This is a genomic window from Kordia sp., from assembly GCF_050633145.1.
GTDB lineage: Bacteria > Bacteroidota > Bacteroidia > Flavobacteriales > Flavobacteriaceae > Kordia.
Window position 1 is genome coordinate 54,766 of sequence record NZ_JBOEFY010000043.1, and the last position, 25,435, is coordinate 80,200.

Annotated in this window: 22 protein-coding genes and 1 tRNA gene; 3 read left to right on the top strand and 20 right to left on the bottom strand. The window is 34.3% G+C overall.

Features of this window, described 5'->3' with window-relative positions; genetic code table 11:
- Window positions 1–28: 28 nt before the first annotated feature.
- From ACRBBL_RS19915 to ACRBBL_RS19925, 3 genes are read right to left on the bottom strand one after another with little or no spacing between them, the layout of a single operon-like run.
- Window positions 29–238: a DUF4266 domain-containing protein gene (locus ACRBBL_RS19915; protein ID WP_431370840.1), complete on the bottom strand. Its 210-nt coding sequence runs from the start codon at window positions 236–238 to the stop codon at window positions 29–31.
- Window positions 235–1,224: an FAD:protein FMN transferase gene (locus tag ACRBBL_RS19920; protein ID WP_431370841.1), complete on the bottom strand. Its 990-nt coding sequence runs from the start codon at window positions 1,222–1,224 to the stop codon at window positions 235–237. The genes ACRBBL_RS19915 and ACRBBL_RS19920 overlap by 4 nt, the downstream gene beginning before the upstream one ends.
- 1 nt (window position 1,225) lies before the next feature.
- The gene (locus ACRBBL_RS19925) at window positions 1,226–1,651 is read right to left on the bottom strand and encodes a thioredoxin family protein (RefSeq protein WP_431370842.1); all 426 of its coding nucleotides are present in this window, start codon (window positions 1,649–1,651) and stop codon (window positions 1,226–1,228) included.
- A 117-nt stretch (window positions 1,652–1,768) separates the two neighbouring features.
- On the opposite strand from ACRBBL_RS19925, the gene ACRBBL_RS19930 reads away from it, so the two are divergent.
- The 3 genes from ACRBBL_RS19930 (at window position 1,769) to ACRBBL_RS19940 (ending at window position 5,993) form a co-directional block, all read left to right on the top strand.
- Complete coding sequence (locus tag ACRBBL_RS19930) at window positions 1,769–2,290, top strand: RNA polymerase sigma factor (protein ID WP_431370843.1); 522 nt, start codon at window positions 1,769–1,771, stop codon at window positions 2,288–2,290.
- Between the two features lie 47 nt (window positions 2,291–2,337).
- Window positions 2,338–3,243, top strand: a complete 906-nt coding sequence (locus ACRBBL_RS19935) for a FecR family protein (RefSeq protein ID WP_431370844.1) — start codon at window positions 2,338–2,340, stop codon at window positions 3,241–3,243.
- Window positions 3,244–3,347: 104 nt separating this feature from the next.
- Window positions 3,348–5,993 (top strand): TonB-dependent receptor, encoded by a 2,646-nt coding sequence (locus ACRBBL_RS19940; RefSeq protein WP_431370845.1) that lies wholly within the window; start codon window positions 3,348–3,350, stop codon window positions 5,991–5,993.
- Window positions 5,994–6,186: 193 nt separating this feature from the next.
- Here the strand turns inward: ACRBBL_RS19940 and ACRBBL_RS19945 are convergent, their stop codons facing one another.
- From ACRBBL_RS19945 to bshB1, 17 genes are all read right to left on the bottom strand, one after another.
- The gene (locus ACRBBL_RS19945) at window positions 6,187–6,720 is read right to left on the bottom strand and encodes a LacI family DNA-binding transcriptional regulator (protein ID WP_431370846.1); all 534 of its coding nucleotides are present in this window, start codon (window positions 6,718–6,720) and stop codon (window positions 6,187–6,189) included.
- On the bottom strand, window positions 6,717–7,385 hold the full coding sequence (locus tag ACRBBL_RS19950) for a bifunctional 4-hydroxy-2-oxoglutarate aldolase/2-dehydro-3-deoxy-phosphogluconate aldolase (protein WP_431370847.1): 669 nt from the start codon (window positions 7,383–7,385) through the stop codon (window positions 6,717–6,719). Before ACRBBL_RS19950 ends, ACRBBL_RS19945 begins: the two co-directional genes overlap by 4 nt.
- A gap of 3 nt (window positions 7,386–7,388) precedes the next feature.
- Window positions 7,389–8,411, bottom strand: coding sequence for a PfkB family carbohydrate kinase (locus ACRBBL_RS19955; protein WP_431370848.1), 1,023 nt, complete (start codon window positions 8,409–8,411; stop codon window positions 7,389–7,391).
- Window positions 8,412–8,479: 68 nt separating this feature from the next.
- A complete protein-coding gene (locus ACRBBL_RS19960) occupies window positions 8,480–9,241 on the bottom strand; it encodes an SDR family NAD(P)-dependent oxidoreductase (RefSeq protein ID WP_431370849.1) in 762 nt (253 codons plus the stop codon).
- A 41-nt stretch (window positions 9,242–9,282) separates the two neighbouring features.
- Complete coding sequence (locus ACRBBL_RS19965) at window positions 9,283–10,629, bottom strand: MFS transporter (RefSeq protein WP_431370860.1); 1,347 nt, start codon at window positions 10,627–10,629, stop codon at window positions 9,283–9,285.
- Window positions 10,630–10,825: 196 nt separating this feature from the next.
- Window positions 10,826–11,527 (bottom strand): FadR/GntR family transcriptional regulator, encoded by a 702-nt coding sequence (locus tag ACRBBL_RS19970; protein WP_431370850.1) that lies wholly within the window; start codon window positions 11,525–11,527, stop codon window positions 10,826–10,828.
- A gap of 166 nt (window positions 11,528–11,693) precedes the next feature.
- Window positions 11,694–12,596 (bottom strand): polysaccharide lyase family 7 protein, encoded by a 903-nt coding sequence (locus tag ACRBBL_RS19975; protein WP_431370851.1) that lies wholly within the window; start codon window positions 12,594–12,596, stop codon window positions 11,694–11,696.
- Window position 12,597: 1 nt separating this feature from the next.
- Window positions 12,598–13,593: a PKD domain-containing protein gene (locus ACRBBL_RS19980; protein ID WP_431370852.1), complete on the bottom strand. Its 996-nt coding sequence runs from the start codon at window positions 13,591–13,593 to the stop codon at window positions 12,598–12,600.
- An 18-nt stretch (window positions 13,594–13,611) separates the two neighbouring features.
- On the bottom strand, window positions 13,612–15,033 hold the full coding sequence (locus ACRBBL_RS19985) for a RagB/SusD family nutrient uptake outer membrane protein (RefSeq protein WP_431370853.1): 1,422 nt from the start codon (window positions 15,031–15,033) through the stop codon (window positions 13,612–13,614).
- Between the two features lie 29 nt (window positions 15,034–15,062).
- Entirely contained in the window at window positions 15,063–18,125 is a 3,063-nt protein-coding gene (locus tag ACRBBL_RS19990; RefSeq protein WP_431370854.1) for a SusC/RagA family TonB-linked outer membrane protein, read from the bottom strand.
- A gap of 254 nt (window positions 18,126–18,379) precedes the next feature.
- On the bottom strand, window positions 18,380–18,727 hold the full coding sequence (locus ACRBBL_RS19995) for a cupin domain-containing protein (RefSeq protein WP_108114444.1): 348 nt from the start codon (window positions 18,725–18,727) through the stop codon (window positions 18,380–18,382).
- An 83-nt stretch (window positions 18,728–18,810) separates the two neighbouring features.
- On the bottom strand, window positions 18,811–20,868 hold the full coding sequence (locus ACRBBL_RS20000; RefSeq protein ID WP_431370855.1) for a polysaccharide lyase family 7 protein: 2,058 nt from the start codon (window positions 20,866–20,868) through the stop codon (window positions 18,811–18,813).
- Between the two features lie 101 nt (window positions 20,869–20,969).
- Window positions 20,970–22,793 (bottom strand): T9SS type A sorting domain-containing protein, encoded by a 1,824-nt coding sequence (locus ACRBBL_RS20005; protein ID WP_431370856.1) that lies wholly within the window; start codon window positions 22,791–22,793, stop codon window positions 20,970–20,972.
- A gap of 10 nt (window positions 22,794–22,803) precedes the next feature.
- Window positions 22,804–23,751: a polysaccharide lyase family 7 protein gene (locus ACRBBL_RS20010; protein WP_431370857.1), complete on the bottom strand. Its 948-nt coding sequence runs from the start codon at window positions 23,749–23,751 to the stop codon at window positions 22,804–22,806.
- Between the two features lie 406 nt (window positions 23,752–24,157).
- Window positions 24,158–24,233, bottom strand: a tRNA-His gene (locus tag ACRBBL_RS20015).
- Window positions 24,234–24,372: 139 nt separating this feature from the next.
- Window positions 24,373–24,570 (bottom strand): hypothetical protein, encoded by a 198-nt coding sequence (locus ACRBBL_RS20020; protein ID WP_431370858.1) that lies wholly within the window; start codon window positions 24,568–24,570, stop codon window positions 24,373–24,375.
- A 25-nt stretch (window positions 24,571–24,595) separates the two neighbouring features.
- On the bottom strand, window positions 24,596–25,312 hold the full coding sequence (bshB1, locus tag ACRBBL_RS20025) for a bacillithiol biosynthesis deacetylase BshB1 (protein WP_431370859.1): 717 nt from the start codon (window positions 25,310–25,312) through the stop codon (window positions 24,596–24,598).
- Window positions 25,313–25,435: the final 123 nt, after the last annotated feature.

Here is a 25,435-nt window from a genome sequence, read left to right on the forward strand (position 1 = left end):
CTTGCAGCTTTTCAAATTTGAGTTTCACTTAATTACATCCGCAACCGCCGCCAGTTTTTCCTCCATTAGCGCCCGAAGCAGCTTCTCGATAGACTTGAAAATTTGTTTCAAACCGATCAATGCTATTCGCGCTTAATTTCATATTGGGATCATTCAAATTCATTTTTTGATACGGCTTTACGGCCATACAAGAAGTTAAACCAGTGGCTATTGCCATTAGTAAGATTATCTTTTTCATTGTTTAGTGTTTTTTAAATTTATGTTCGCTGAATACTGTATTTTGCCCAAATCATCAACGATGATGCATTCAACTCCTTTTAATTGATTTATGAAGTCTAAACCAACTTCTTTGCCCATTACAAAAATGGAAGTAGCCAAAGCATCTGCAAGTTCAGCACTTGAGGCAAAGACACTTACACTTACAATGCCCTGGCTTGGATATCCTGTTCTTGGATCTATAATATGCGTATAGCGTTTATCGTTAAACATCACATACTTTTCGTAATTACCAGAAGTAACTACCGCAGATTCATAGATAGGAAGTAATGCAAACACCTTATTTTTATTTAGAGGGTTTTTGATGGCTACTTTCCAATGTTCTCCATTTTGTTGTGTTCCCCAAGTATTTAAATCGCCAGAAGCATTTACAATACCCGAAACGACTCCTTTTTGCTTTAATAATGCTTTTGCTTTATCGGCAGCATAGCCTTTTCCAATAGCGCCAAAACCTATTTTCATACCTTTTAGTTTGAGGAAAACAGTTTGGTTTTCTGCGTTTATAATGATGTTTTGATAGCCAACTTTTGAAACAGATTTTTTTATAATTTCCGCAGGTGGCATTGTTGTCATGCTACCATCAAACTTCCAAATACGATCCATGGAAGCGTAACTAATGTCAAAAGCACCATTGGTCAATTTTGAAATTTGTATCGCTCTTTGTATCAAATCAAATAACTCTTGATCTACTTTTACCGCTTTGATTCCAGCGTTTTTGTTGATTAGTGAGGTTTGCGAATTTTTATCCCAAGACGAAATCAACTTTTCAATCCGAGACATTTCGGCAACAGCCAAATCAATATAATTATTGGCTTCTTTTTTAGTATTTGCAGTGACAGTAATATCAAAACGACTTCCCATTAATTTGAGTGTTCGTTTATGAGGTTCCTGTGCAGTGGTCACAAAAAAGCTTATACATATTAGATATGTAAAAATTGATCGGATCATCTTAGAAAGCATTTAATAATTTGATATATGCTTCAGGCGTGGTTTTTTTATAGCCCAATGCTCCTAATTGCTTTCCAGTTTTATCCAAAACCACTACTAAAGGAAAATATCCGTTTGGATTGTATGTTTCTGCCAATTGCTCATTTTGAGTTTGCAATGCTTTGGATAGTTTATTTTTTTTACGTTTTGGAAAATCTGCTTTTAGCAGCGTATAGTTTTCTTTTGCATACGATTTAAACGCTTCTGTATCCCAGATTTCACGTTCTAATTTCATGCAAGGCGCACACCAATCGGAACCCGAAAACACCAAGATAATGTGTTGATTTTTAGTAATTGCTTCTGCTTTTGCAGTTTCAAAATTGGTATTCCATTCTTGCCCGAAACTTATCGAAGTAAAAAGTAATAGTGCGTACACAAGTGTATTCATATAGATCAAAATTTATAGTTGACTCTTATTGTTATGACAGCAAAAAAATAATACACCCTATTTTATTTGTATATTTTTTGAGAGATTGCCTATTTTTGATCTCCATATTTAAATTAAATGTCAAAAAACGAACCTTCTATTTGCGAGGAAAAAAATTATAACGAGTTGTTTCGTAAATTTTACGAACCCGCTACGAAGTACATTTATTATAAGTGTGGCAACTTACAACGCGCCGAAGATATTGTTCAGAATGTGTTTATTAAACTGTGGAAGCTTTGCGCAACGATTACCTTCTCAAAAGCTAAATCTTATATTTATACTGCTAGTAATAATTCATTTTTGAATGAAGTTGCACATGAAAAAGTAGTATTGAAACATCAAAAAGCGACTACCGAGAATACAAACCATGAAAGTCCTGATTTTTTAATTGAAGTAGAAGAGTTTAGAGTCAAACTGAAAGCAGCTATCAACACATTAAACGTTAAAGAACGCGAAGTTTTTTTAATGAGTAGAGTTGACAATAAAACATATAGAGAAATAGCTGAAATTACTGGGTTAACAGTAAAAGCTATTGAGCGAAGAATGAGCAAAGCATTAAAGGAATTACGTGCTATTTTAGGGAAAGAAATAAAAATTTAATAGGGTACACACTTTTTTAAATGTCTAATTAGTAAGAAACAAAGTGTATGATGAAAAATTACGAGACAGACGATTCGTTTTTAGGACGATGGATTGCAGGCGAGCTTTCTGAGGAAGAACGTATTGCTTTTGAGAAAACTGATGTGTACAAGCAATTTGACATTATTAATAAAGAAGCACAGCTTTTAGACGGACCAGAAATTGATGTTGAAAGTGCGTTGCAGACTGTAAAAGATAAAATTGCTACACAACCAAAGAAAGGGAAACTCATCCGATTGTGGCGAAACATTTCGGTGGCAGCTATTGTGATTTTATCTACAGGAATTTTTCTAACATCTTCTAAAACATACACGACAGGAATTGGCGAATCGCAAACAATTACTTTGGCAGATGGTTCAACAGTTAATTTAAATGCAAATTCGAGTTTATCTCACAAACGCTTCTTTTGGTCGTCTAACAAAAGTGTTGAATTGAAAGGAGAAGCCTATTTTACCATTACAAAAGGAGACGATTTTAAGGTAGAAACTTCTAAAGGAATTGTTGCTGTTTTGGGAACAGAATTTAATATAAAAGACCGTTCAAGTTTTGAATTGAAATGTTATGAAGGAAAAGTACAGTTCACACAAAATAACAAAGCGAAAAATAGTTTTATTCTAACAAAAGGAATGCAGGTTTCCATTACTAAAAACGAGGCAAAAGAAGCTACATTTACCGAAGAAACACCAACTTGGAAAAAAGGAGTTTCAACATTTACACAACAACCATTGTCTGAAGTTTTAGAAGAATTATCCTTATATTTTAATATTACTTTTGATGCTTCAAGCGTTGATACAAAACGTTTGTTTTCTGGAAGTTTTTATCACACAGATATAAATACTGCTTTAAAAGCTACTTTAGTTCCTATGGGAATTAAATATACGCAGACAGGCAAAATAATTGTACTTTCTGAATAAATCGTATTCATTAAATTCGTCGTTAATCATTTTTCTGAAAATAGAAAAAGTCCAGATGAGTTCATAAAAAAGCTATACCTTTGTCGTGCCTTAAAATCAAATTTATGAAACAGCTTTGTGCTTTATTTTTGTTTTTGGTATTTACAGTTTCAAATGCTCAAAATAAAGATTACAACTACCAAAACACACCGCTTTTACAAGTTATTAAGCAAGTAGAAAAAGAATATTCTATTTCTTTTTCGTATGCAAATGATTTGATTAAAAATAAGTTAATCACACTAAATGCTTCTCAAATTGAATTAACCGAATTATTAATCATTTTAGAAGCACAAACAAGCTTGACATTTGAGAAACTATCTGACACACAAATTATTATTGCACCAAAGCAAGTAGACAATAAGATTTGTGGTTATATTTTAGATGCAACTACGCAAATGCCAATTCCGTTTGCAACAATTACAGACGATGAAAACCATCAAGTATCTACAAATTTGAATGGTTTTTTTGTGATTCATAAAACTACCACCAATAGCTTTACAGTTAAAAATTACGGTTATGAAACCCAACAGTTTATAGGAAGTGAAGACTGTACACAAATTTATTTAAAACAAGGAATAGAATCGTTGGAAGCAGTGATTATTTCAGGATATATTACCAATGGAATTGACCGAAATAAAGATGGATCTATTTCTGTAAGCACAAAACGATTGGGTATTTTGCCAGGTTTGTTAAATGCAGATATCGCACAAAGTATTCAGTTGATTCCTGGAATTTCTACTTTAGACGAATCGGCAACGGGAATTCAGGTTAGAGGTGGATCGCCCGATCAAAATTTGATTTTATACGACAATATTAAATTATATAATACAGGTCATTTTTACGGAATGTTTTCATTATTTAATCCATTTGCTACACAAAAAGCAACGATTTTTAGGTCGGGAACTAGCGCAAGTTATGGCGATCGTATTTCAGGTATTATTGATATTTCTAGCGGAGACGAAATTCCTGAGAAAACCAATGGCGGATTTGAAATTGATGGTTTGGCTGTAAATGGATTTGTAAAGACACCATTATCAGAGAAAACGGCTTTGTATGTTTTTGCGCGACGTTCGTATCCTGATGTATGGAAAACGCCAACATACGATAGTTATGCCGATAAAATATTTACAAATTTTGGCGTAGCTAGAGATATTAATGGAAATGTATTGGAGCTTGAAACTGATGATGATTTTAGTTCAGAAACAAGTAATAATGATTTTTCATTTTCCGATGTAAACGCAAAACTTGTACTAAAACCTAATGAAAAAAATAATATTTCTATTAGTGGATTGTACACACGAAATCGTTTAGATTTTAATTTTACTGGCGGTGATGAATTGTTGTTAGATTCACTCGTTACAAAAAACAAAGGGCTGAGTTTTGAATGGAAACATACGACTAGTGAGAAACAAAAAGAACTATTGACGGTATATTTTTCTGAGTACAATTCTTTCTATCAAAATAAAGAAATAAAAGACGAGACAGGCGATGGTATTCCAGATTTAGATGAGATTAATGTTCGCCAAAATGATATTGTAGATGTTGGCGCAAATTTTTCTATCACAACAGCACTAACCGATTCACAAAAACTAACCGCAGGTTATCAACTTTCGTACACCGATTTAGATGTAATTATTCGAAAAGAGAAACCTTTAGATGATGAAATAGAAAATTCTGGACAGAGTGATAGTAATTTTAAAAATGCGCTGTTTGGAGAATATACACTGAGTTTTAAAAATAAAGCCTTTATTAATGCTGGTTTGCGATTTGTGCATTACAATTCGGTCAATAAATTTTTGGTAGAACCACGATTAAATTTTGAATATCCGTTGAATGATCGCTTTCGAGTGAAAACCGCAATTGAACGTAGAAATCAGCCAATTTCTCAATTGATAGAATTTAATCATACAGAGTTGCGTTTGGAGAATAATTTGTGGCGTTTGTCAGATAATGATCAATATCCTTTATTATCTAGCAATCAAATTTCTGGTGGAATTTTATATCATCATAAAAATTTAAATATTGACATTGATGCGTATTATAAAGAGTTGGAAGGATTGACCACTTTTACCAATGGTTTTAGCAATCCGTTAGAAAATTTAGAAGAAGGAGAAAGTACCATTAAAGGACTCGATATTTTATTGAAGTATAAGTGGAATCAGTATAAAATTTGGGCAGGATATACGTTTAATGATATTACGTTTAAGTTTCCAAATTTAGCAGGAAATGCTACCGAATTCCCTGGAAATAATGACATTACACATGCATTTCGTATTTCAAACACTTTAAAGGTTGACAATTGGCAGTTTTCGCTGGGTTGGCAAATTAGATCGGGGAAACCTGTAACGCCTGTGAATAGTTATGAAATTAAAATTGATGCTGATGGTGAAAATGCAGGTGTTGTAAATTTTGGTCCTATTAATAGTGAACGATTGCCCGATTTTCATCGTTTGGATGCTTCAGTCTTATATGATTTTACGATTAAAAAACTACGCGCGCAATTGGGTGTTTCTGTGCTGAATTTATATAATAGAGTACAACCTATAAGCATTACTTATAAAGCAGAACGTAAACCTTTGGATGATGGAGGAATTCCTGTGGAAGGAACTACAGGCGCAACACTTGAAGAGCGCGAAGTGATTTTAGAACAAGTGATTCAACGTTTTTCATTAGGTTTAACGCCAAATGTTTCTTTTAAAATCTTTTTTTAATTTAAAGAGTGAATCTTTGTGATTTAAAATTTACTACTTCAATAATTTCGTTTAGTTGTTTTACTTGAAAATAGCTGTAAAATTAGTTCTTCTCCAAAGCAAAAAATAAGCTGCATTCTTCATTGGATCTTTCACAATTTGCCTCTCCAAATCTGTATTCATTTTTTTGGCATTAAAATATAGTAAGAAAATATTATTTTATTCGATTCAATAACTTCTTAAACCCTAAAATGCAACTTTTTTTGAGGTGTTGTTGTCCTTGATATCCCTTCATAATTTTAATATATTCTATGGGCAATTTCACTGTATCGCTAATAGTTGTTTTTATATTATTGGTCGATAAAATAATGGCTCCATCAACACTACCGTCATAAATTTTCTGTATATATTCCTCTTCTTTACTGTTTTCATCAAAAGATTGGAAGAGAAGAATTCTATAATCAAACTTACTGGCAATTTTTTCTACATTATGTATGAAACAACTGTAAAAAACATCATTTATTTGAGGAATAATCACTGCAATTGTATGTGTTTTCCTTTTTCTTAATGCTATTGCATAATTATTAGGAACATAGTTATGTTCATTCGCTATTTTTAAGATTAATTGCTTGGTTTTTGTACTAATATCTAGCTTATCATTTATAGCTTTAGATACTGTAGAAATAGAAAAACCCGAAAGCTGTGATAATTCCTTTAATGTAATAGCAGAAGATTGCGAAAGATTCATATGTTCAATTCTTTTATAATCTGAAGTGCTTCTTGTGTAGTAAGCTTAATTTTTTTTAGATCAAATTCACCATTTTCTTTCTTCTGAATCAGTTTAGAACCCATTCCAACACATGTTACTCCTGCAGCAAACCATTTTTCTAAGTTTTCACGAGTGGGAGAAACTCCTCCAGTAGGCATAATGCTAGTCCATGGTTGCGGTGCTTTGATTGCTTTTACAAACTCTGCACCATAAATACTTCCAGGAAATAGTTTCACAATTTCGCAGCCTAATTCTTCAGCTTTCGCGATTTCGGTTAACGAACCACAACCTGGCGACCATAGTACTTTTCGTCTATTACAAACTATAGCAATGTCTTCTCGTAATACAGGCGTTACAATAAAATTCGCGCCAAGCGACATATACAAAGAAGCTGAAGCTGCATCTGTAACAGAGCCAACTCCTAAGATCATTTCAGGCAATTCTTGACGAATATATTTATTTAGATTTCCAAAAATTTCATGTGCAAAATCACCACGAGCGGTAAATTCTAACAAACGTGCACCGCCATCATAACAAGCTTTTACTACTTGTTTGGCTATTTCTATATCATCATGATAAAACAAAGGAACCAGTCCTGTACTTTTCATTGTTTGTGCGACTTCTATACGTGTAAATGTTGCCATTGTTTATCTTGAGACTTTTCCGTTGTTATTCCCTGCTAAAAAGTTGTTAATGTCTTGTCTTGAGACCAAATTATAGTCTCCATAAATGGTATGTTTTAAACAACATGAAGCTACGGCAATATTGATTGCTTTTTGCTTGTCATTTTCGTGTTCCATCAAACCATAAATCAATCCGCCCATAAATGCGTCACCACTTCCAACTCTGTCTACTACTGGCGTCACTTCTTTAATATCGGCATCATAAATACTTTTTTTATCGTATAACATTCCGCCAATACGTTGATGTGAAGCGCTTACCGAATAGCGAAGTGTAGTTGCCATTGTTTGAAGGTTTGGACACAATTCAAAGACTTTATCATATAAATTTGGCAATGATTTTACATCTTGATAGTTTGGGTTGACTTTATTTTTCCCTAACATAAAATATGCGGTATCAATATCTCCTAAGATAATGTTGCTATACTGAAGCATTTCGGGCATAATTTCATGTGGTTCTTTGCCATATTTCCAAAGTTTTGCGCGGTAGTTTAAATCGGAAGAAATCGTAATTCCAAGTTCATGAGCTGCTTTAATAGCTTCCAAACATTCATCTGCTGCACCTTGCGAAATAGCGGGCGTAATTCCACTCCAGTGAAACCAAGAGATATCTTTTAAAATTTCTTTCCAGTTGAAAGTTCCTTTTTTCAAATTCGCCATAGCGCTATTGGCTCTGTCATACACAACATTACTTGCTCGTGTGCCAGCTCCGGTTTCCAAAAAGTAAATTCCGAGTCTATCTTTTCCAAATAAAATATGATTCGTGCCTACATTTTGTTTGCGCATTTCCATCAAAGCACATTCACCAATTTCATTATCTGGCAATCGAGTTACAAACTCACTTTTTATACCCAAATTTGCCAATGAAACTGCTACATTAAATTCGCCGCCACCATACATAGCATTGAACGCTTTTGATTGTGAGAATCGTAAAAAACGTTCTGTAGAAAGGCGCAACATAATTTCACCAAATGTGACTACTTTTTTCATGTATTATCGTTGTAGAATGATGTTCATATGCGATGAACTTTCAATTTTCATTTTTATAAAAATACGATTTATATCCCTAGCGCTTGTCCACCACCAATTTGAATAGTTTCAGCTGTAATAAAAGATGCGTCTTTACTGGCTAAGAACGAAATAACACCTGCTACATCTTCTGGTTGTCCTAATCGTCCTAACATAATATTGTTTGCCCAAGAAGCAAATACTTCTGGTTTTGTTGATTTTATTTGTGCGTGAAATGGTGTGTCAATTGTACCTGGTGATACTGCATTTGATCTGATACCATATTCAGCTAAATCTTTTGCTAATGCTCTCGTTATTGCATGCACACCAGCTTTTGATGTTCCATAGATTCCTGCTCCTGGTCCACCAGCAGTCCATCCAGCATTAGATGTGTAGTTAATTATAGATGGATGTTCACCTTTTTTAAGGTATGGTATGGCTGCTCTTGAAGCAAAAAATACAGAGTCAAGGTTTAGTGCCATTACAAATCTATAGAATTCGGTAGTCATTTCTTCAAAACGAGATCTTCCTCCCAATCCACCAGCATTGTTTACTAGCACATCTATTTTACCATATTTCTCACCGATTTTCGTAATATTTTCTATTACTTGATCTTCTTGAGTAACATCAAAACCATAATATTCGGCAGTGATTCCTGCGTCTGTTAATTGTTTTAATTTTTCAGCTCCAGCAGCATCATCAATACCGTTTAAAATAACAGTATATCCGTCTTCGCCTAATCTCTTTGCTACTGCATAACCTATTCCTCCAGTGGCTCCAGTAATTATTGCAATTTTTCCTTTATTACTCATATTATATATTTTTATTATATTTTTTTATTTTTTGAATTGTCTTAATTTATTTCTTTTACTTTTTCCACTTTAGGAATCAATACCCAAATAGCAAATAATGCTGCAGCGGTAAGTCCTGCTCCCACATAAAATGCTGGAGCATAATTTTCTCCTTTTGTCAACCATGGAACTAATACTGTAAATCCAAATACAGCTAATTTAGCAGCCATTCCTGCAAACCCAGATAATGTTCCTACAGAATTCTTACCAAACATATCGCTTGGTAAGGTTTGTACATTTCCAATTGATGTTTGAAAACCAAATAAGATAATAGCCATTATTATTACTGCTGCTGTTGGCGAATTCATATTAGCGCCTAAAAAACCAAATATCGAATTAAATATAGAAGCAAAAGCAGCTGGATCAATCAGTAAAAAAAATGAAGGAAACATTATTAAACACCCAAGAGTTATTACCCGCTTTCTAGTTTTATTTATACTCCATCCAACTTTGATTCTATTTTGTGCTAAAAGACCTCCGAACCATGCACCTAACATTGCTCCTACATAAGGAACCCAACCGTAAATACCTATCGTTTTAACGTCCATCCCATAAACACCATTAAGATAAAGTGGTATCCAAGCTACAAACAACCACCATATAGGATCAATTGCTGCAGAAGCTAGTACAACTCCCCAACTTTCTCTGTGTTTAAATAACTGAACTGTAGTTGGATTGTATTCAGATACATCTCCTGACTCATCTTTTGTGATTTGCCCACTTAGTATATATTCTTTTTCTTCTTCAGAAATATTTGGGTGGTATTCTGGTGGTGCTTTTACTATGAATAACCAAGGTAGCAACCATAATAAACCAATAAGACCAACGATAATAAATATCATTTGCCAACTAAAATATATAGTCATAAAGGCAATCAGTGGAATAGCTACAATACCTCCAATAGCTGCACCAGAGTTAAATAAACCTTGAGCAAATGCTCTCTCTTTTGCAGGAAACCATTCAGCATTTCCTTTTGCTGCTCCTGGCCAGTTACCAGCTTCGGCTAAACCTAGAATAGATCTAAAAATAGCAAAAGTCCATGCTCCTGCAGCAAAAGCATGTAAAGCAGTTGCGACAGACCATACTCCAATGGAGATTGCGAATCCTATTCTTGTTCCTATCCAGTCAAATATTTTTCCGAAGAGTGCTTGACCGCCTGCATAGAAAAAAATGAAACTACTTGTAATCCAAGCATATATTTCTTTTCGACCATCTACATCCATATCAGGAAACATAGATTCAGCAATATCTGGCCATAAGACTCCTAAAGCTTGCCTATCTATGTAATTTATAACGGCAGCCAAAGCTATTAGCCCTATAACCCACCATCTTAATCCTTTTATTTTCATATTGTTGTGTGTGAACCATACAAGTACTTGCGCTAACAAATATGTATGATGATTGTTAGAGCGGTTTTGCTCTTATTTTTTATTGTAATTGTATCGTGAAGAAATGTGTGTTACGCTTCTACATATAAAATTACTTCCCTCCGTATTTCTTGTCAATTTTGAAATCGTGCATTTTCAAAATTTCCATTACTTTTTATTAAATATTATAACAATATTGATATAACATTTTAAAGTGTTCTTTCATTTTTTGTTTTGCCAATTGCGGTTCTTGATCTCTTATGGCATTGAAAATATTTTGATGTTCTATGATTCCAGATTCTGCTAAATCTTTATCACATACATGATATTTTTCAAAGTTTGTTATGATTTCTGGTGTAATAATTAACATGAATGTATTCATGGTACTGTTTCCACTAGCCTTTGCAATTGCTAGGTGAAATAATAGATCTTCTTGTACAGCATCTTCGCCATTGCGTACTTTTTCAGTATATGCATCAAGTGCCTCTTTCATTTTTTGAAGATCTTCATCTGTTCTTCTGATAGCAGCTAAACGTGCAGTTTTTAGCTCTAATAAAATTCTAGTTTCTACTAACGATTTAAAATCTGGTTCTTCTAAACGCAGGATGTCTTCAATCATTCCGTTCATTGCAATTACACCAATGTTTGCAACGAAAGTTCCACTTTGCGGAATTGATTTTAGCAAGCCATAAAATTCAAGTTTTTGAATGGCTTCTCGTACATTGCTACGTGTAACACCAAATTTTTCAGACAGCATACGCTCAGACGGGAGTTTATCTCCTGGTTCCAAATTTTTAATATTGATTAGGTCTCGAATTTTCGAGATAATTGTTTTTTGGACGTCGAGTGTTTCTGTTCTTGTTACTATGTCTAATTTCATACGTTAGCGACTATAATTGGTTAACCAGATTTTGTATGTTAAATTTAAAAAATTAATAAAGAATACGCATTATCATTTTAAGAAATCTTTAGTTGAATCTTACTGACCTAAAGGTAGGTCAGTAAAACCCAATAAAAGCTTCAATTCAAATAAATTAACTTCAGTATTAATGTGTTACTTCTAGTGTATAATATCGAACTTTTGCGTACGAACCTTCATCACGTGATTGAAAGTAGTTCCCTGCTTTGAAATAATTTTCAAAGATTCCCCATTTTTTCATGTGAATGTTTTCATAGGTTTTGTATTCGTTATTATTTAAAACTATTGTCATTTTTCCTTCACTTACTCTGACTTCAAGTCGAAATTTTTTAAATCCTACTTTTTCTTTGAATGTAAATCCTTTGTCATTTCCCCAAGCATCTTCATGAAGCATTTCTTCATTGGTAGCATTCAAATTTTTTAAGACTTTTGTTTTGACACGTACTTTGCCATCTTGCCAATATATTTTTAAAATTGGCGGGGCATTGTTGTCTTTTTGACCTATAAGATCACGTTGTTCATTGGTAAGACGACCATGAATTTGCATGATAATTACCTTGTGATATTTTCCATTTTTATCACGAGAGACTTCATCCATTGCCAGTTTTCCTTTCATAATGCCGCCTTGCTTAAATGTCCAATTGACACTATTGCTTCCAGGCTCCATTTGCTCTCGCAACTCCGAACGCGAATACTTGGTATTTGCTGTGGTTGCTTTGCTTGGATAGGCATAGAAAACGATTGCACCACGAACCGAATCATTGTACATGTACGGTTTTAAATCTTCATTGGTGGCATACTCTAATATTTCTGGTGGTGACACCTCCTGCGGTTTTTTTCCGTTCCCCGCAGGTGTTGTCACTTTCCAATGCGATAAATCAATTTTAGGTAATTTATACTTCTTCTTACGTTTTTTTCTTTTACGTTTTTTCTCCTTTTTTACTTCAGCTTTGGTAGTCTCATGTGACTGTGCAAAACCAATGCTAAGGTGAAAAGCAAAGAATAGTATGAATAACGTTTTTAATTTCATATTAGTTAACGGCTGTAATTGTTACAACATCAGCTCTTATTTCTTCATCTCCACCTGTGTAGTTGTAATCTCCTATGCTATCGCCTCCAATACCTCTAATGAATAGTGCAACACTATCATTGGCTCCAGCATTGAACGAATAAGTATATGAGAAATAACTATCGTCAGATGGGTTTGATTGTACTTCTACTAACAGATTGTTTGCAGGGTCTTCTACTTGTGGTACAGTTCTGTATCCCCAAGTACCTGTGTCACTATTACCTTGTGGCATTAAAGCTGTATCTGTGTAATATGTTGGTGTATATCCTGCTTCGTATCCTGAACCAGCTAAAACTCTTAGTTCAAGCATGCTAGGGAATGTTCCACCTGTTGGAGCTTTGAAAGAAGTTACAATTGTAATTGTGTAATCGGCATTTGGCGTTACAGCAAATTCTTGATATACATGATCAGGTTCGTTGTTGTCAAATTTTACAACATTATCAGAACCTCCATTACCAGAACTTGATTCTCCTTGTTCTCCAATTTCTTTGTTAATCCAACCTGCACATGAACAATCTGATCCTGATGATTTTGGAAGTTTGTTAAAGTCAAAGTTAACTAAAACAGGATCTGCAACTAATGGTGCTTCTGGTTCTACTACTTCTACAGTTTGTGTAAATGTACTTGTTACACCTAATGCATCAGAAGCTGTTAAGCTTACCGTATATGTTCCTTCTCCAGAATACGTGTTTGCACCATCAACATCTGTAGAAGTATTTCCATCTCCAAAATCCCACGCATACATTGTAGCACTTGTAGATAGGTTGGCAAATGTATAATCTTTCCATTCTTCTGCAGCTCCTTGTCCTTGTGTAAACGAGAAGTTTGCTTGTGGAGGTGTTGCATCTGCAATTGAGTTTTCTCCAAGTGGTTCAAATTTATCAATGTCACAAGACTGATATACAAGCCCACCAACAAGCAGGAATGCGATACCAAATATTTTTATTGTTTTTTTCATAATATATCTTTTTAAATTTTAATAGCCTGGATTTTGAGTCATTACACCATTACTAAGATTTATTTCACGTTGTGGAATAGGTAGTAATAAATCTGTTGCAGTAAAAGAGTAATTGTTGACAGCTGATAAGTCTGACAATACTGTTTGCGCTTCTCCAAAACGAATTAAATCAAATAAACGTTGGTTTTCAAAAGCTAACTCAGCACGTCTTTCATCTAGTAACTCTTGTTTTGTAATAGAAGTCACAGCTGCTGTTAAACCTGCTCTGTTTCGTACAGTTTGGAAAGATGTTATTGCTGCAGTATTTGTTGTTTCTTGGTTACCAGCTAAGATCGCTTCTGTATGCATTAATAATACATCAGCATATCTTAATACAACCCAGTCGTTACCAGATAAGGTAGCATCTGATTCAAATACATTTCCATTGTCACCTCCATCTTCACCATTTGGTAAGTACTTTACAACTTGTCTTTGTGTTGGTTGTAATGGATCGATTCGATATGAAAATGGCGTTCTGTCTCCACCACTAGCATCTAAAAATGCAGCAGCATCTTCAGTAACGTAGTTTACACCAACAGTACGTCCTACACCATTCATAAATTCAGCAGAAAAGTCTTGGCTATCTGCTTCTATACCTTGCGTGTAAGCAATTGAAAAAATAACTTCGTTATTTCCTTCATTATAAAAGATATCATTAAAGTTAGGCTCTAAACCATAACCGTAAGTCATTACATTTTCACAAAGAACTTGTGCTTCCAAATAGTTTCCAAGTGTCAAATGCACTTTTGCTAGTAATGCTTCCGCAGCAGCTTTTGAAGCTCTTGTGTATTCACCATTACTTAAATTGGCAGCAGCAGTTTCTAAATCGCTTACTATTAAATTGTAAATAGTAGCAGTAGCGACTCTTGTGAAAGCAACTTCATCTTCTTGTGGCGTAATAGTTCTATCTACTAAAGGAACATCTCCAAAAAGACGCACTAAATTAAAGTAACTATAAGCTCTTGCAAATTTTGCTTCTCCTTCAAAAATTGGAGACATTCCGCTTGACGCATTTCCAAGGTTTTCTAATACTAAATTGGCTCTAAAAATAGTACTGTAACAACTTCTATAGTAGTTCTCTACAATACCGTTATTTGGAGTGATGGCATAGCTTTCAAACTCTGCCGCTTCTCCTTCTTGATTTTTTGTTCTTGTATTGTCACTACGCATTTCTGTGACATAAAACTCTTGTTGTATACCACGATTATCATTTAGACTCGTAGAGTTTACTCCTTGTATTGCATCATAAATGGCAACAACACCTGTTTCGATTTGGTCATCATTTAAAAAGTAATTTTCACTACTTACTGCCGCTTCTGGTACTGGTTCAAGGAGATCTTTATGACAAGACTGAAAGCCTATCACTAACATCAATAAACCTATATATTTTAATTGTTTCATAATTAAATGTTTTTATAAATCTTAATATTTTAAAATTGTACGTTTAACCCAAAAGATACAGTACTAAATATAGGTGAACCAGCACGCTGATATCCATAAGTAGTTGCACTTGTGTTATTAATTGATTCTGGATTAAATCCAGTGTAATCGCTCGCAGTAAGATACATTAGGTTTTGACCTGTTGCATATATTCTAAATGTAGACACGCCAAATCTGTTCGCGATGTCACTAGGAAGATTGTACCCTAATGTTACATTACGAAGTGCAATGTAGCTTGCATCTTGTATGATAGCATCTGTAAAGATTTTTTGTCTAATAAAACCTTGATCTGGTGTCGTCGTCGTATTAAAATCTTGAGCACTATTAAAGTGATTGAATAAGTATTGATCTCCCATGTTACGAATTTCTGCACCATGACTTCCTTGAAACATAAAACTTAAGTCAAAATCTTTGTATCTGAAATTATTTGAAATACTCCACACTAGGTCTGGATATGGACTTCCTAAGATTGTTTTATCATCATCATCGATAAGTCCATCACCATTTAAATCTTTTACATATACATCTTGTGCTTGTCCACCTGCTGGGTGATATGGATCGTTGATAAATTCTACAGGAATTTCACGATCTACAACCCAACCATAATACGACGATATTGGGTTTCCTACTAAGTTGATCCATTCTGCAGCTCTTTTACTATCTACATTTTGAATTTGTCCGTTAGAATCTGCAAAATCCAATAGTTCATTTTTATTATGAGAAGCAATTACTGTTGTTGACCATCTAAAGTCTTCAGTAGATATGTTTCGAGATGTAATTTCTAATTCAATACCTGAGTTTCTAACTTCTCCTAAATTTTCTAACGCGGCAGAAAAACCTGTTGAAGAAGGAACTGGGTTGAATAATAATAGTTGATCACTGGTTCTAGTGTAGTAATCTAAAGAACCTACAATTCTGTTGTTAAAGAATCCAAAGTCAATTCCTGGGTTGAATTCTATCAATCTTTCCCATTGTAATTCAGGGTTTGCGATGTTAAGCGCTACAAAGGCAGCTTGAGAATTGTAATTGTCTGTTCCTAATAAAGAGATTGAAGGATATAAATCTGTAAGGTTATTTCCAGTATCAATATCTTTATTTCCAGTAACACCGTAACTTGCTCTTAGTTTTAAAGTGCTTAAAAATTCACTTTCAGCTAAGAAATCTTCTTCAGAAACTACCCAACCTACAGAAGCAGATGGGAAATCTCCGTATTTGTTGTCAACTCCAAAAATAGAGCTACCATCACGTCTGTAACTTAAAGAAGCTAAGTATTTGTCTTTGTATGCATAATTTACTCTTGCAAAGAACGAAGAGAAACCTTCTTCATATCTATAAGATTGTATTTCATTCAAAACAGTAGCTGCGCTTAATGTTTGTACTAAATCGGAAGTATATCCAGATCCTAGAGCGCTGTCTCCTTGCCATTCCCATCTTTCAGCAGATGCTCCTAAAACGGCATTTAATTCATGTCCTCCAAAAGCTTTGTCGTATGTAAAATACCCTTCAGATAAGGTGTGGATTCTGTTTTCGTTAGATTCAAAATAGCTTGCTGCTGCTGCACCATTTCTGTTCGATTGAACTCCTTGCCATCTATTTCTAAATGTATTTTGATAGTCACCACCAAGACTTGCTCTAAATCTTAAACCATCGATGATTTTGTATTCACCGTAGAAAAGACCTGCTAATTTAAATTTATAATCATTTCTATCACGCTCTAATACTTTTGCTGCTGGATTTGTGTTCGATGTATTACTAATATCTTGTAAAACTGAACCATCGCCAAATAAATCGTAGTTGTCAAAATGTCTTTGAATTGCATAGTCTCCAACTTGAACATTTGGATATGTATTGAAATCTACAAACTGAATAGAATTAGAATCATGATACAATGGTAACCATGGCGTTTGTCTTAAAATATCGTGTGTTGAACCATCAAAACGTCTTCTTCTAGTATATGATGGAGCAAAGTTAACTCCAATCTTAATTTTATCACTAAGTTTTGTATCTAATTTTAGTCTAGCATTGTAACGCTTATAATCATCTGTTAACAATACTCCTTCATCGTGATTGTATCCTAATGAAGCACTAAATTTTGTGTTTTTATTTCCTCCACGTGCATTGAATGAGTGTGTAGTAATTGTTCCTCCTTCAAAGATGACATCTTGCCAATCTCTGTCAATACCTGTAGTTTGCGTAAGTAATTGTTTGTAAGCTGTTCTGTTGGAAAGTGTTCCTGTTGCAGCTTGTTCAGCTGCTACTGTTTCTGCTACAGTAAAGTAGTAATCGTCACTTTGTCTCGCTTCTTTAAAACCTAAAAATGTATTGTAAGAAAATGATGTTTTTCCGTCTTTACCTTGTTTCGTTGTAATTTGTATAACACCATTGGCTCCACGAGAACCATAGATTGCTGTAGAAGCGGCATCTTTAAGAACATCGAAGGTTTCAACTTCATTCATATCTAAATTACCAAGAAAATCACTGTCTACTACTAATCCGTCAATAACAATTAAAGGAGCAGAATCTCCATTAAGAGAACCGACACCACGTACACGAATAGTTGGGTCTGAACCAGCTTCACCTTCTGTAGCTGAAACATTTAAACCAGCAACTTGTCCAACAAGGGCATCATCTAGTCTTGATACGGCAATTTTATCTAAGCCTTTATCTTTTACACTTAAAGTAGACATTGCGCCTGTTAAGTGTTTCTTTTTTCTCGTACCGTAACCAACAACAACAACTTCGTCTAATGCATTAGCATCTTCTACTAAGGCAATATTTATAGTTTGTTGTGCGTCAACAATTACAGTTTGAGAAATATAACCAACATAGGAAAATTGTAGTATATCACCTTTTTTTACTGCAATTTGATAATTACCATCAAAATCGGTAGAGGTACCTTTTGACGTTTTAACTACCTGAATATTTGCGCCAAGGATCGGTTGATTGTTTGATTTGTCAACTACCTTTCCTTTAAGCGTAAAGGATTCCTGCGCATACATTGAAATGCAGAAGAGTAGCATTGCAATGCAGGTTAGCTTAGTTTTTAAATTCATAATTAGTTTTTTTAATTAGTTAATATTCCAACTAATCACTTACAGCTTTATAGCTACTACCAAATTTTTTGTATTTTTGCAGTATGCATGTTACGATAAGTAATTATGTATGATCTTACTTCCCTCCAAAGAAGTAATATTCCAAAAAGGATAGGCGTGCACCTGTCCTTTTTTTGTGAGTAAATCAAAATTGGTTTACCAGATTGGTTTACCAAATATATATTAAATTTTTGTTAAATAAAAATTAATTTTACTTATTCCATAAAGTCCTCACGAATAGGGCTAAATACATCTATTAATATTCCTTCTTCTGTACAGATTGCTCCATGCAATACATGTGGTGGAATGTAAACTGTGTCTCCACCTTTTACTACTCTAGTTTCTTCTCCAATTGAAAATTCAAATGTTCCGCTTTCTACATAGGTAACTTGACTATGGTAGTGTTCGTGCTTATATCCGATGCCTCCTTTATCGAAGTGTACTTTTACAAGCATGATTTTATCATCATAGCCCATAATTTTTCTTTTTACGCCTTCACCAACAACTTCCCATTCTAGGTCTTTGTCTAAAATAAATTCTTTGCTTGCGCCAAATGTTTTCATATTGTATTCGTTTTTTTTATTATCGTTTTACTTGTTTAGCTTAAGAAAAAGCCACTGTTGTTCCACACATTAATTAATTTAATCTATTTATTTGGTGGCGTACTCGGACCTATTGTTGCTTCTCTAAACCATACTTCTGTATAACAACCATTTTCATATTGTTTGGCAATATTACCTCCATAGGTTTCTGCACCTGCACACCATACCATACTTTTTTCAGGGCTTTTTCCATTGGTTTGATTATAAGCTCCTTGTTTAAAATAGTTTAACTCTCCGCTATATGCATTGGCACGTTCGACACCATCTTGTCCTATTGGCACAAATAATTTCTTTACTTGTTCTGGAAGATCAGATTTTTTTGCATATTCAGATGAAATAAGATTTTTAGTAAATGTTTTTGTTTCGTGATTATCACTTTTAAAAGTAAGATACATGATTCCTTTATGCACATTTACTTCATAACTAAATTCTTCGCCTAATTCTATTCCATTCTCAGGTTCGGCAGGATAATCGTTTTTACTTTTTCCAACAACAGACATATCATGTCCCCATACAGCACTGGAATAATCCCATCTTCCAGAATTATCATCGCCAGCTGTATTGATTTCATAATTCCAGAATACAGATCCTTTTTTATGACCTGGGAATTTTTTGTAAAATATTTTTAGTGGTTCATTTTCATGTCCTTCTCCACTATGAATTTGTCCAACTACTGTTGCATATGATGCCGCTACTCTAGCATCACCTGAAATAGAAACTTGCATCACTTTACAAGTACCTGTTAGCTTACCTCCTACTTCTGGAGTCCATTCTCTTTTTTCATGCAACTCAGTTCTTGTATTGCTAGAGTTTTTTGAAGTAACACCAGAGTTTGGAGTTTTGTATACTACCCAACGTCTAGTTCCATCAATTACAGTATAGAAAAAATCTTTATGTTCAAGATTGACAAGATTGTCCGCTTTGGTTCCATCTCCCATCAAGATTTTGAATTTATCCATAAAAGGAATCACTTCGCTTGGATACACTATTTTTCCGCTTAAACCATCATTTGCCTTAAAATATCCTGCATTTGATACGGCATCATCACTAATTGTAATATTTGCTGATTTAAACCAAACCTCAGCGTAATTACCATCTGCATATTGTTTTTGAACATCTCCATTGTGAGTTTCAGCTCCAGAACACCAAACTTTGTTTACTTTAGGATCTTTTCCATTCGTTTGATTGTAACAACCTAACTTGAAAAAGAGTCCTTCTTCAGTGTATGCATTTTTGCGCTCTACACCATCTTGACCTATGGGTACAAATAAATTATTGACTTGTTCTGGTATGTCTGAACGACTTGTATATTCAGAAGTAATTAAATTTTTAGTAAATGTTTTGGTTTCATGTCCTTCGCTCGTGAACGTTAAATGCATCATTCCGTCCTTAATTTCCACTTTATAACTGAATTCTTCCCCTAAAGCAATTCCATCTTCTGGTTCTGGTGGATAAGTGTTTTTATCAGGTCCAACTACAGAGAAGTCATATCCCCAAATAGGATAAGAATAATCCCATCTTTTAGAGTTATCGTCACCAGCTGTATTTATTTCGTAATTCCAAAAGACAGAACCTTTGGTATGTCCTGGGAATTTTTTGTAGAATATTTTTAGTGGTTCATTCTCATGTCCGTCTGCACTATGAATTTGACCAACCACAACCGAATACGTTGCTGCAACACTAGCATCACCAGTTTTTGCAACATTCATTACCTTAAGTGTGGCATTCATTGTAGCATCTTTCATTGGCGACCATTTTTTTAGTTGCGCCAATTCGGTTCTTGTATTGTTTGATGTGCCATGCGTATTTCCTGCATTTGGTGATTTAAACACAACCCAATCTTCTTTGTCATCATTTACCGTATAAAAGAAATCTTTATTTTCATAATTAGTTGCCTGACCAACGTTAGAACCATCACCTAAGATTAAGTTCCAATGTTGAAAAAATGGTATGATGTCATTTGCTTTACGACTTGTCTCTACATTTTCAGTTTTATTGATAGGCTTTTGTTTTTTGTTTTCAGCACAGCTATTAAATAACAAAATACTGCTTATCATTAGTAGATAGTAAACAAAAACTGATTTGGATATTTTAATACTCATATTATTGATGTGTTTGATAATAATTGTAATGGGCTCAGCGTATGAAATTGCTTGATTAAATACATCATTTCATAAAATACACTTTTATTAGGATTGATAAATTACTCTTTAATTATTTTTTTAGTGATACTTCTGTCATTCGTCGCTATTTTAACTAGATACATTCCGTTTTTAAGATTAGAAATATCAATAGTATTAGTTACTTTATCAGCATTTAGTACTTCTTTACCTAACATATCGTAAATGCTTATTGAAACTGAATCAGTAGTATTCGTTTGGATATTTAGAATGCCTTTACTTGGGTTAGGGTATAATTTGAAATCAGAAGTTATATTAACATCGTCTAAACTTAAAGTAGCGTCAGAAACTATTAATTCATTTGAATAGTTGAATGCTTTATCAACTGCATAAATTTTATAATAATTACCAGCCGTATATGTGTCTGTGAAGCTTGTATCTGTACCAATGTAAATTACAGTTCCGGTAAGACCTCCTGTTCCATTGGTTGTTGTATTTCCAAATTCGTAAATACCATTTTGATTTGGATCGTTATCAGCATTTGGTGCTGTAGTATATTTAATAACAACATAACCTCCATTGTCTACACCACCTGAAGGAGCAGTCCAACCAATAGTTGCCACACCTGAATTATTAGCATACGTACCAACCGTTGGATCATTTGGTGCTGTAGTATCATATGCTCCTGAATACACTACAAAATCATCCACTCTTACTTGCGTTAAATTACTCCCACTCATCCTAGCAACTGCCCAATGGGATGCATTAAAGTTTGCTCCAGTCATAACAGTTCCATACGTTTTTACCCAAGTGTTCGCTACAAAAGCTGGATCATCGGTTTTGTTTGTCGTATTAGAGCCAGATGTGTTATTTAAATAAATTCCTGGATCGAAATCATTCCCAGGATCTGCACTAGCGTTATAGAAAAATTGTACGGTATATTCGGTGCCAGTTTGCAATAAGTTTGGCGATTGTGTTGAAGGACTTTGTAATCTTAAATTTGATGCTCCAACGTCAATTCCGAATGCTGCTGAAAAATCTCCTGTTCTTGCTAACATAGCATCATTTGTCATATCTCTAACTGCTGAATTACCTGTTGATGATACTGTCCATGCAGTTTGAGCCGTACCAGTTTGACCACTTCCTGCAGAACTCATATTTCCTGCAGTTTGCGATTCCATACCGCCATCCATTATAGGAAATTCTCCAATTACCTGACCTGTAGTTGCCCCAGTAGTTGCGCCACTATACACAATCTGCGTATTTACACGTTGTGCTTTTCTATTGGTTAATGTCGTTGGCGCAGATGAAGATCCTGCTCTGTAATTTAGAGATTGATGCGCTGTATTGCTCCAATGCCAATTTAATGAACCATCACCTGAGAATAATACATTTGGTTGCCCAGCATCTAAAGGCACTAAATTAGAACTATCCCAATCGACAGCAATTTCTAAAGCGCCGCCTGTATAATTAAATCCTGTGGATAAAACAAAGTTCATAAACCCTTCCGTGCCAGGAAAATTATTTGTGGTATTAAAAGTATATGTACCTACAATCGTAGCTCCGTTTATTGCATCTGCCCAAGTACTCCCATCAGCTACTACTTCTGTAGCGCTTGAGTTTTTCATGTATATGGTCATCGTAGCATCACCAGAAGCTGTTATGATATTTGTAGAACCCAAATCAAAATTTATTTGAGATATGGTTGCAGAAGGTGATAAAGATGCCAATTCTGTTGCTGTATACAAGATACTGGCACGAGAATACACAGAACTTGATCCGCTATTAGAACGTTGAAAAGGACCTCTAGTTGCCGAAGATGACGTATCTGTACCTAAGGTAAGTGTTGTTTGTGACTCCGCAAAACTTACAAAAAGCATTGCTATTAAAAGTAATTTTATTTTCATATCGTTTATTTTAATGCGTTAGATATAGATTGTAATATTTCACATAAGAAAATGCTCCATCATCTGTTGTTATTAAATAATTTCCTGCTTTAAAATAGTTCTCAAATGGCCATTTATCTAAGCTTGCATCTTGATATATATAAGGTGTTTCGTTATTGAGTTGGACACTTAATTGTGCATCTGAAGCGATAATTTCAAAGTCAAACGCATCATAACCAACATAGCCAAGATTACGTTTGATATCACTCCAAATCACATTAGAAGTAGTTAATAAATCGTCTCCAGAAGTGCTTTCATCAACTAAGGATTTTTTGTGTGACCAGATATATCCATCTTTCCAATATATTTTAAGTAACGGCGGTCCATTGTTTGAAGAAAAACCATGAATAGCCATATCTTCTTCCGAAATGATTCCGTGAATTTGCATGATGATTACGTCGTGAAATTCATCGCTTGAATTGGTATCTTGAGATACTGAAGCTACTTTTAAGCGGCCTTTCATGGTTCCGCCCTCAAGTAATGTCCAATTTTCTCTTGAGTTTGATGGATTGATGAGTTCTCGTAATTCCGTTCGAGAATAGGAACTATTTGTTGTAGATGATTCTGGATATGTGTAAAAAACTAGCGATTCATCTTCCGTATCATCATACATAAATGGTTGCACAGGCGTAAGTGTTTGGTATCCTAAATTCACCAATTCGTCTGGTTGATATTCGTCTGGCTTTCCATTATTATTTTCGTCTACAGGAAGTGTTACTTTCCAATTAGAAAAATTGATATCTGCATAATTAACTGTTGGAGTTTCTTCTGGCGGAACTTCACCTGACGGAGTTTCAGAAGAAGTTTGAGTTGGTCTTTCCAACTCATCATTGCTAGAGCAACTTACAGTAAATACGATGCTTAACAATGGGAAAAAAAATTTATTGAAATTCCTGCGAAATGACTTTTTTGAATCCATTTTATAAATTGGTTAACCAGATTGGTTTACCAAATATAAAACTATTTATGAACTGAACAAATAATATTTGCATTTTTTCTGCAAATCTATCTTTGATTTTAGTCGTGTGAGTTCATTTAATACTAGTAAATAAACTTAAATTCAACACCACGTAAAAAAAATTGAAAATCAACAACTTACAAAAGGCAGAATAAGAATTAATTAAAAGGAAAGTACTGTTTATAGTAATTTTTAGTAGAATAAAAGCGTCTAAAAACAAAAAAATTGCTCAAAATTGGCGACTTATAAAAGGGTGAAAGACCAGGTTTACTTCGCCTACGCTCAGCATAAAATTCTCTCCCAACATCTTGCTATAATTTCACTATAGTCCAAAAAAAAAGCCTTCCGTAAGGAAGGCTCTATAAAAGGGTGAAAGACCGGGTTCGAACCGGCGACCTCTGGAACCACAATCCAGCGCTCTAACCAACTGAGCTACAATCACCATTTGTTTTGCGGATGCAAATATAAGCTATTTCACATTTCATCCAAAGTATTTATTTATTTTATTTTAATTTGTTTTTTATCTATATGATTTTAAAAAGGTTAGCGCCTCAAAAAATCACTTATATAAATTTGAAAACGCTACCCAAAAGGAAAACAACCTCCATAAGCAACTTCAGCTGCATTAAATGGAAAAGTCTCCGGACTTATATCATATAGCGGAACTAAACAAAAGATTAAAACCAGTAACACAGCTATGATTTTTGTTCGTAACGAAAATGTACGCGTGTTTGATTCGTATTGAAATCGTAACGGATCGTGTAAATGCTCTTGTTCCATAATCTTTTATTTTTTGTTTCTGAATCTATATTAAGTCGTTTAAAGAGTCTACAGCGACATAACGCTCTACTGTGAAACCTTCCGCATGATCTACGCCTATTAAGCGTCCTAAATCACGTGCACGGTAATGAATACTGTCTATAAAGTTTTTACTTGTAATGGGTGTTTCTGCTTCGTTACTTTTTGGATCAAAGAATTGTGAACTATACGCCATTACAGCTTCGTGCTTTTTGTCTATAAATCCTGAAACATCAACTACAAAATCTGGTTCAATATTTTTCCATTGAATGTAATGATATACATGCTTTGGTCGCCATTTTTCTTGCGACTTTCCATCCAACTGCGTTTCTATTTTTAATAATCCACTTAAAAAGCAAGCATCACTTACGAGCTGACTTCCTTTTCCGTGATCTATATGGCGATCGTCAATTGCATTACAAAGTACGATTTCTGGTTGGTATTTGCGAATCATCTTAATGATTTGCAGTTGATGTTCTTTATCATTTTTAAAGAACCCATCTGCAAATGCTACATTTTCACGAACCGAAACACCTAATATTTTAGCTGCGTTTGCGGCTTCAATATCTCGCAAATCAGCTGAACCGCGTGTTCCCAATTCACCTCGTGTCAAATCGAGAATACCTATTGTTTTTCCTTTGGAAATTTCTTTAGCAATCGTAGCACCACAACCCAATTCTACATCATCAGGATGCGCGCCAATAGCTAATATGTCTAACTTCATGCGTTATTTTTATTTTCTAGAATGTAAAGTTACGCTATTTTATTGATTCAAAAATGAAAGCTTTCTGTAGTGTTTCAAACTGAATCTTTAGCTATTTATTTCTCGTTACGTATAATTTGAATT

Excerpts from the sequence above, each read along its gene's own strand:
- ACRBBL_RS19965 (WP_431370860.1), bottom strand. The coding sequence starts at position 10,629 with ATGAAAATAAAAGGATTAAGATGGTGGGTTATAGGGCTAATAGCTTTG.
- ACRBBL_RS19960 (WP_431370849.1), bottom strand. The coding sequence starts at position 9,241 with ATGAGTAATAAAGGAAAAATTGCAATAATTACTGGAGCCACTGGAGGA.
- ACRBBL_RS19970 (WP_431370850.1), bottom strand. The coding sequence starts at position 11,527 with ATGAAATTAGACATAGTAACAAGAACAGAAACACTCGACGTCCAAAAA.
- bshB1 (WP_431370859.1), bottom strand. The coding sequence starts at position 25,312 with ATGAAGTTAGACATATTAGCTATTGGCGCGCATCCTGATGATGTAGAA.
- ACRBBL_RS19955 (WP_431370848.1), bottom strand. The coding sequence starts at position 8,411 with ATGAAAAAAGTAGTCACATTTGGTGAAATTATGTTGCGCCTTTCTACA.
- ACRBBL_RS19915 (WP_431370840.1), bottom strand. The coding sequence starts at position 238 with ATGAAAAAGATAATCTTACTAATGGCAATAGCCACTGGTTTAACTTCT.
- ACRBBL_RS19995 (WP_108114444.1), bottom strand. The coding sequence starts at position 18,727 with ATGAAAACATTTGGCGCAAGCAAAGAATTTATTTTAGACAAAGACCTA.
- ACRBBL_RS20020 (WP_431370858.1), bottom strand. The coding sequence starts at position 24,570 with ATGGAACAAGAGCATTTACACGATCCGTTACGATTTCAATACGAATCA.
- ACRBBL_RS19920 (WP_431370841.1), bottom strand. The coding sequence starts at position 1,224 with ATGATCCGATCAATTTTTACATATCTAATATGTATAAGCTTTTTTGTG.
- ACRBBL_RS19935 (WP_431370844.1), top strand. The coding sequence starts at position 2,338 with ATGATGAAAAATTACGAGACAGACGATTCGTTTTTAGGACGATGGATT.
- ACRBBL_RS20010 (WP_431370857.1), bottom strand. The coding sequence starts at position 23,751 with ATGGATTCAAAAAAGTCATTTCGCAGGAATTTCAATAAATTTTTTTTC.
- ACRBBL_RS20000 (WP_431370855.1), bottom strand. The coding sequence starts at position 20,868 with ATGAGTATTAAAATATCCAAATCAGTTTTTGTTTACTATCTACTAATG.
- ACRBBL_RS19930 (WP_431370843.1), top strand. The coding sequence starts at position 1,769 with ATGTCAAAAAACGAACCTTCTATTTGCGAGGAAAAAAATTATAACGAG.
- ACRBBL_RS19985 (WP_431370853.1), bottom strand. The coding sequence starts at position 15,033 with ATGAAACAATTAAAATATATAGGTTTATTGATGTTAGTGATAGGCTTT.
- ACRBBL_RS20005 (WP_431370856.1), bottom strand. The coding sequence starts at position 22,793 with ATGAAAATAAAATTACTTTTAATAGCAATGCTTTTTGTAAGTTTTGCG.
- ACRBBL_RS19940 (WP_431370845.1), top strand. The coding sequence starts at position 3,348 with ATGAAACAGCTTTGTGCTTTATTTTTGTTTTTGGTATTTACAGTTTCA.
- ACRBBL_RS19990 (WP_431370854.1), bottom strand. The coding sequence starts at position 18,125 with ATGAATTTAAAAACTAAGCTAACCTGCATTGCAATGCTACTCTTCTGC.
- ACRBBL_RS19950 (WP_431370847.1), bottom strand. The coding sequence starts at position 7,385 with ATGGCAACATTTACACGTATAGAAGTCGCACAAACAATGAAAAGTACA.
- ACRBBL_RS19980 (WP_431370852.1), bottom strand. The coding sequence starts at position 13,593 with ATGAAAAAAACAATAAAAATATTTGGTATCGCATTCCTGCTTGTTGGT.
- ACRBBL_RS19945 (WP_431370846.1), bottom strand. The coding sequence starts at position 6,720 with ATGAATCTTTCGCAATCTTCTGCTATTACATTAAAGGAATTATCACAG.
- ACRBBL_RS19975 (WP_431370851.1), bottom strand. The coding sequence starts at position 12,596 with ATGAAATTAAAAACGTTATTCATACTATTCTTTGCTTTTCACCTTAGC.
- ACRBBL_RS19925 (WP_431370842.1), bottom strand. The coding sequence starts at position 1,651 with ATGAATACACTTGTGTACGCACTATTACTTTTTACTTCGATAAGTTTC.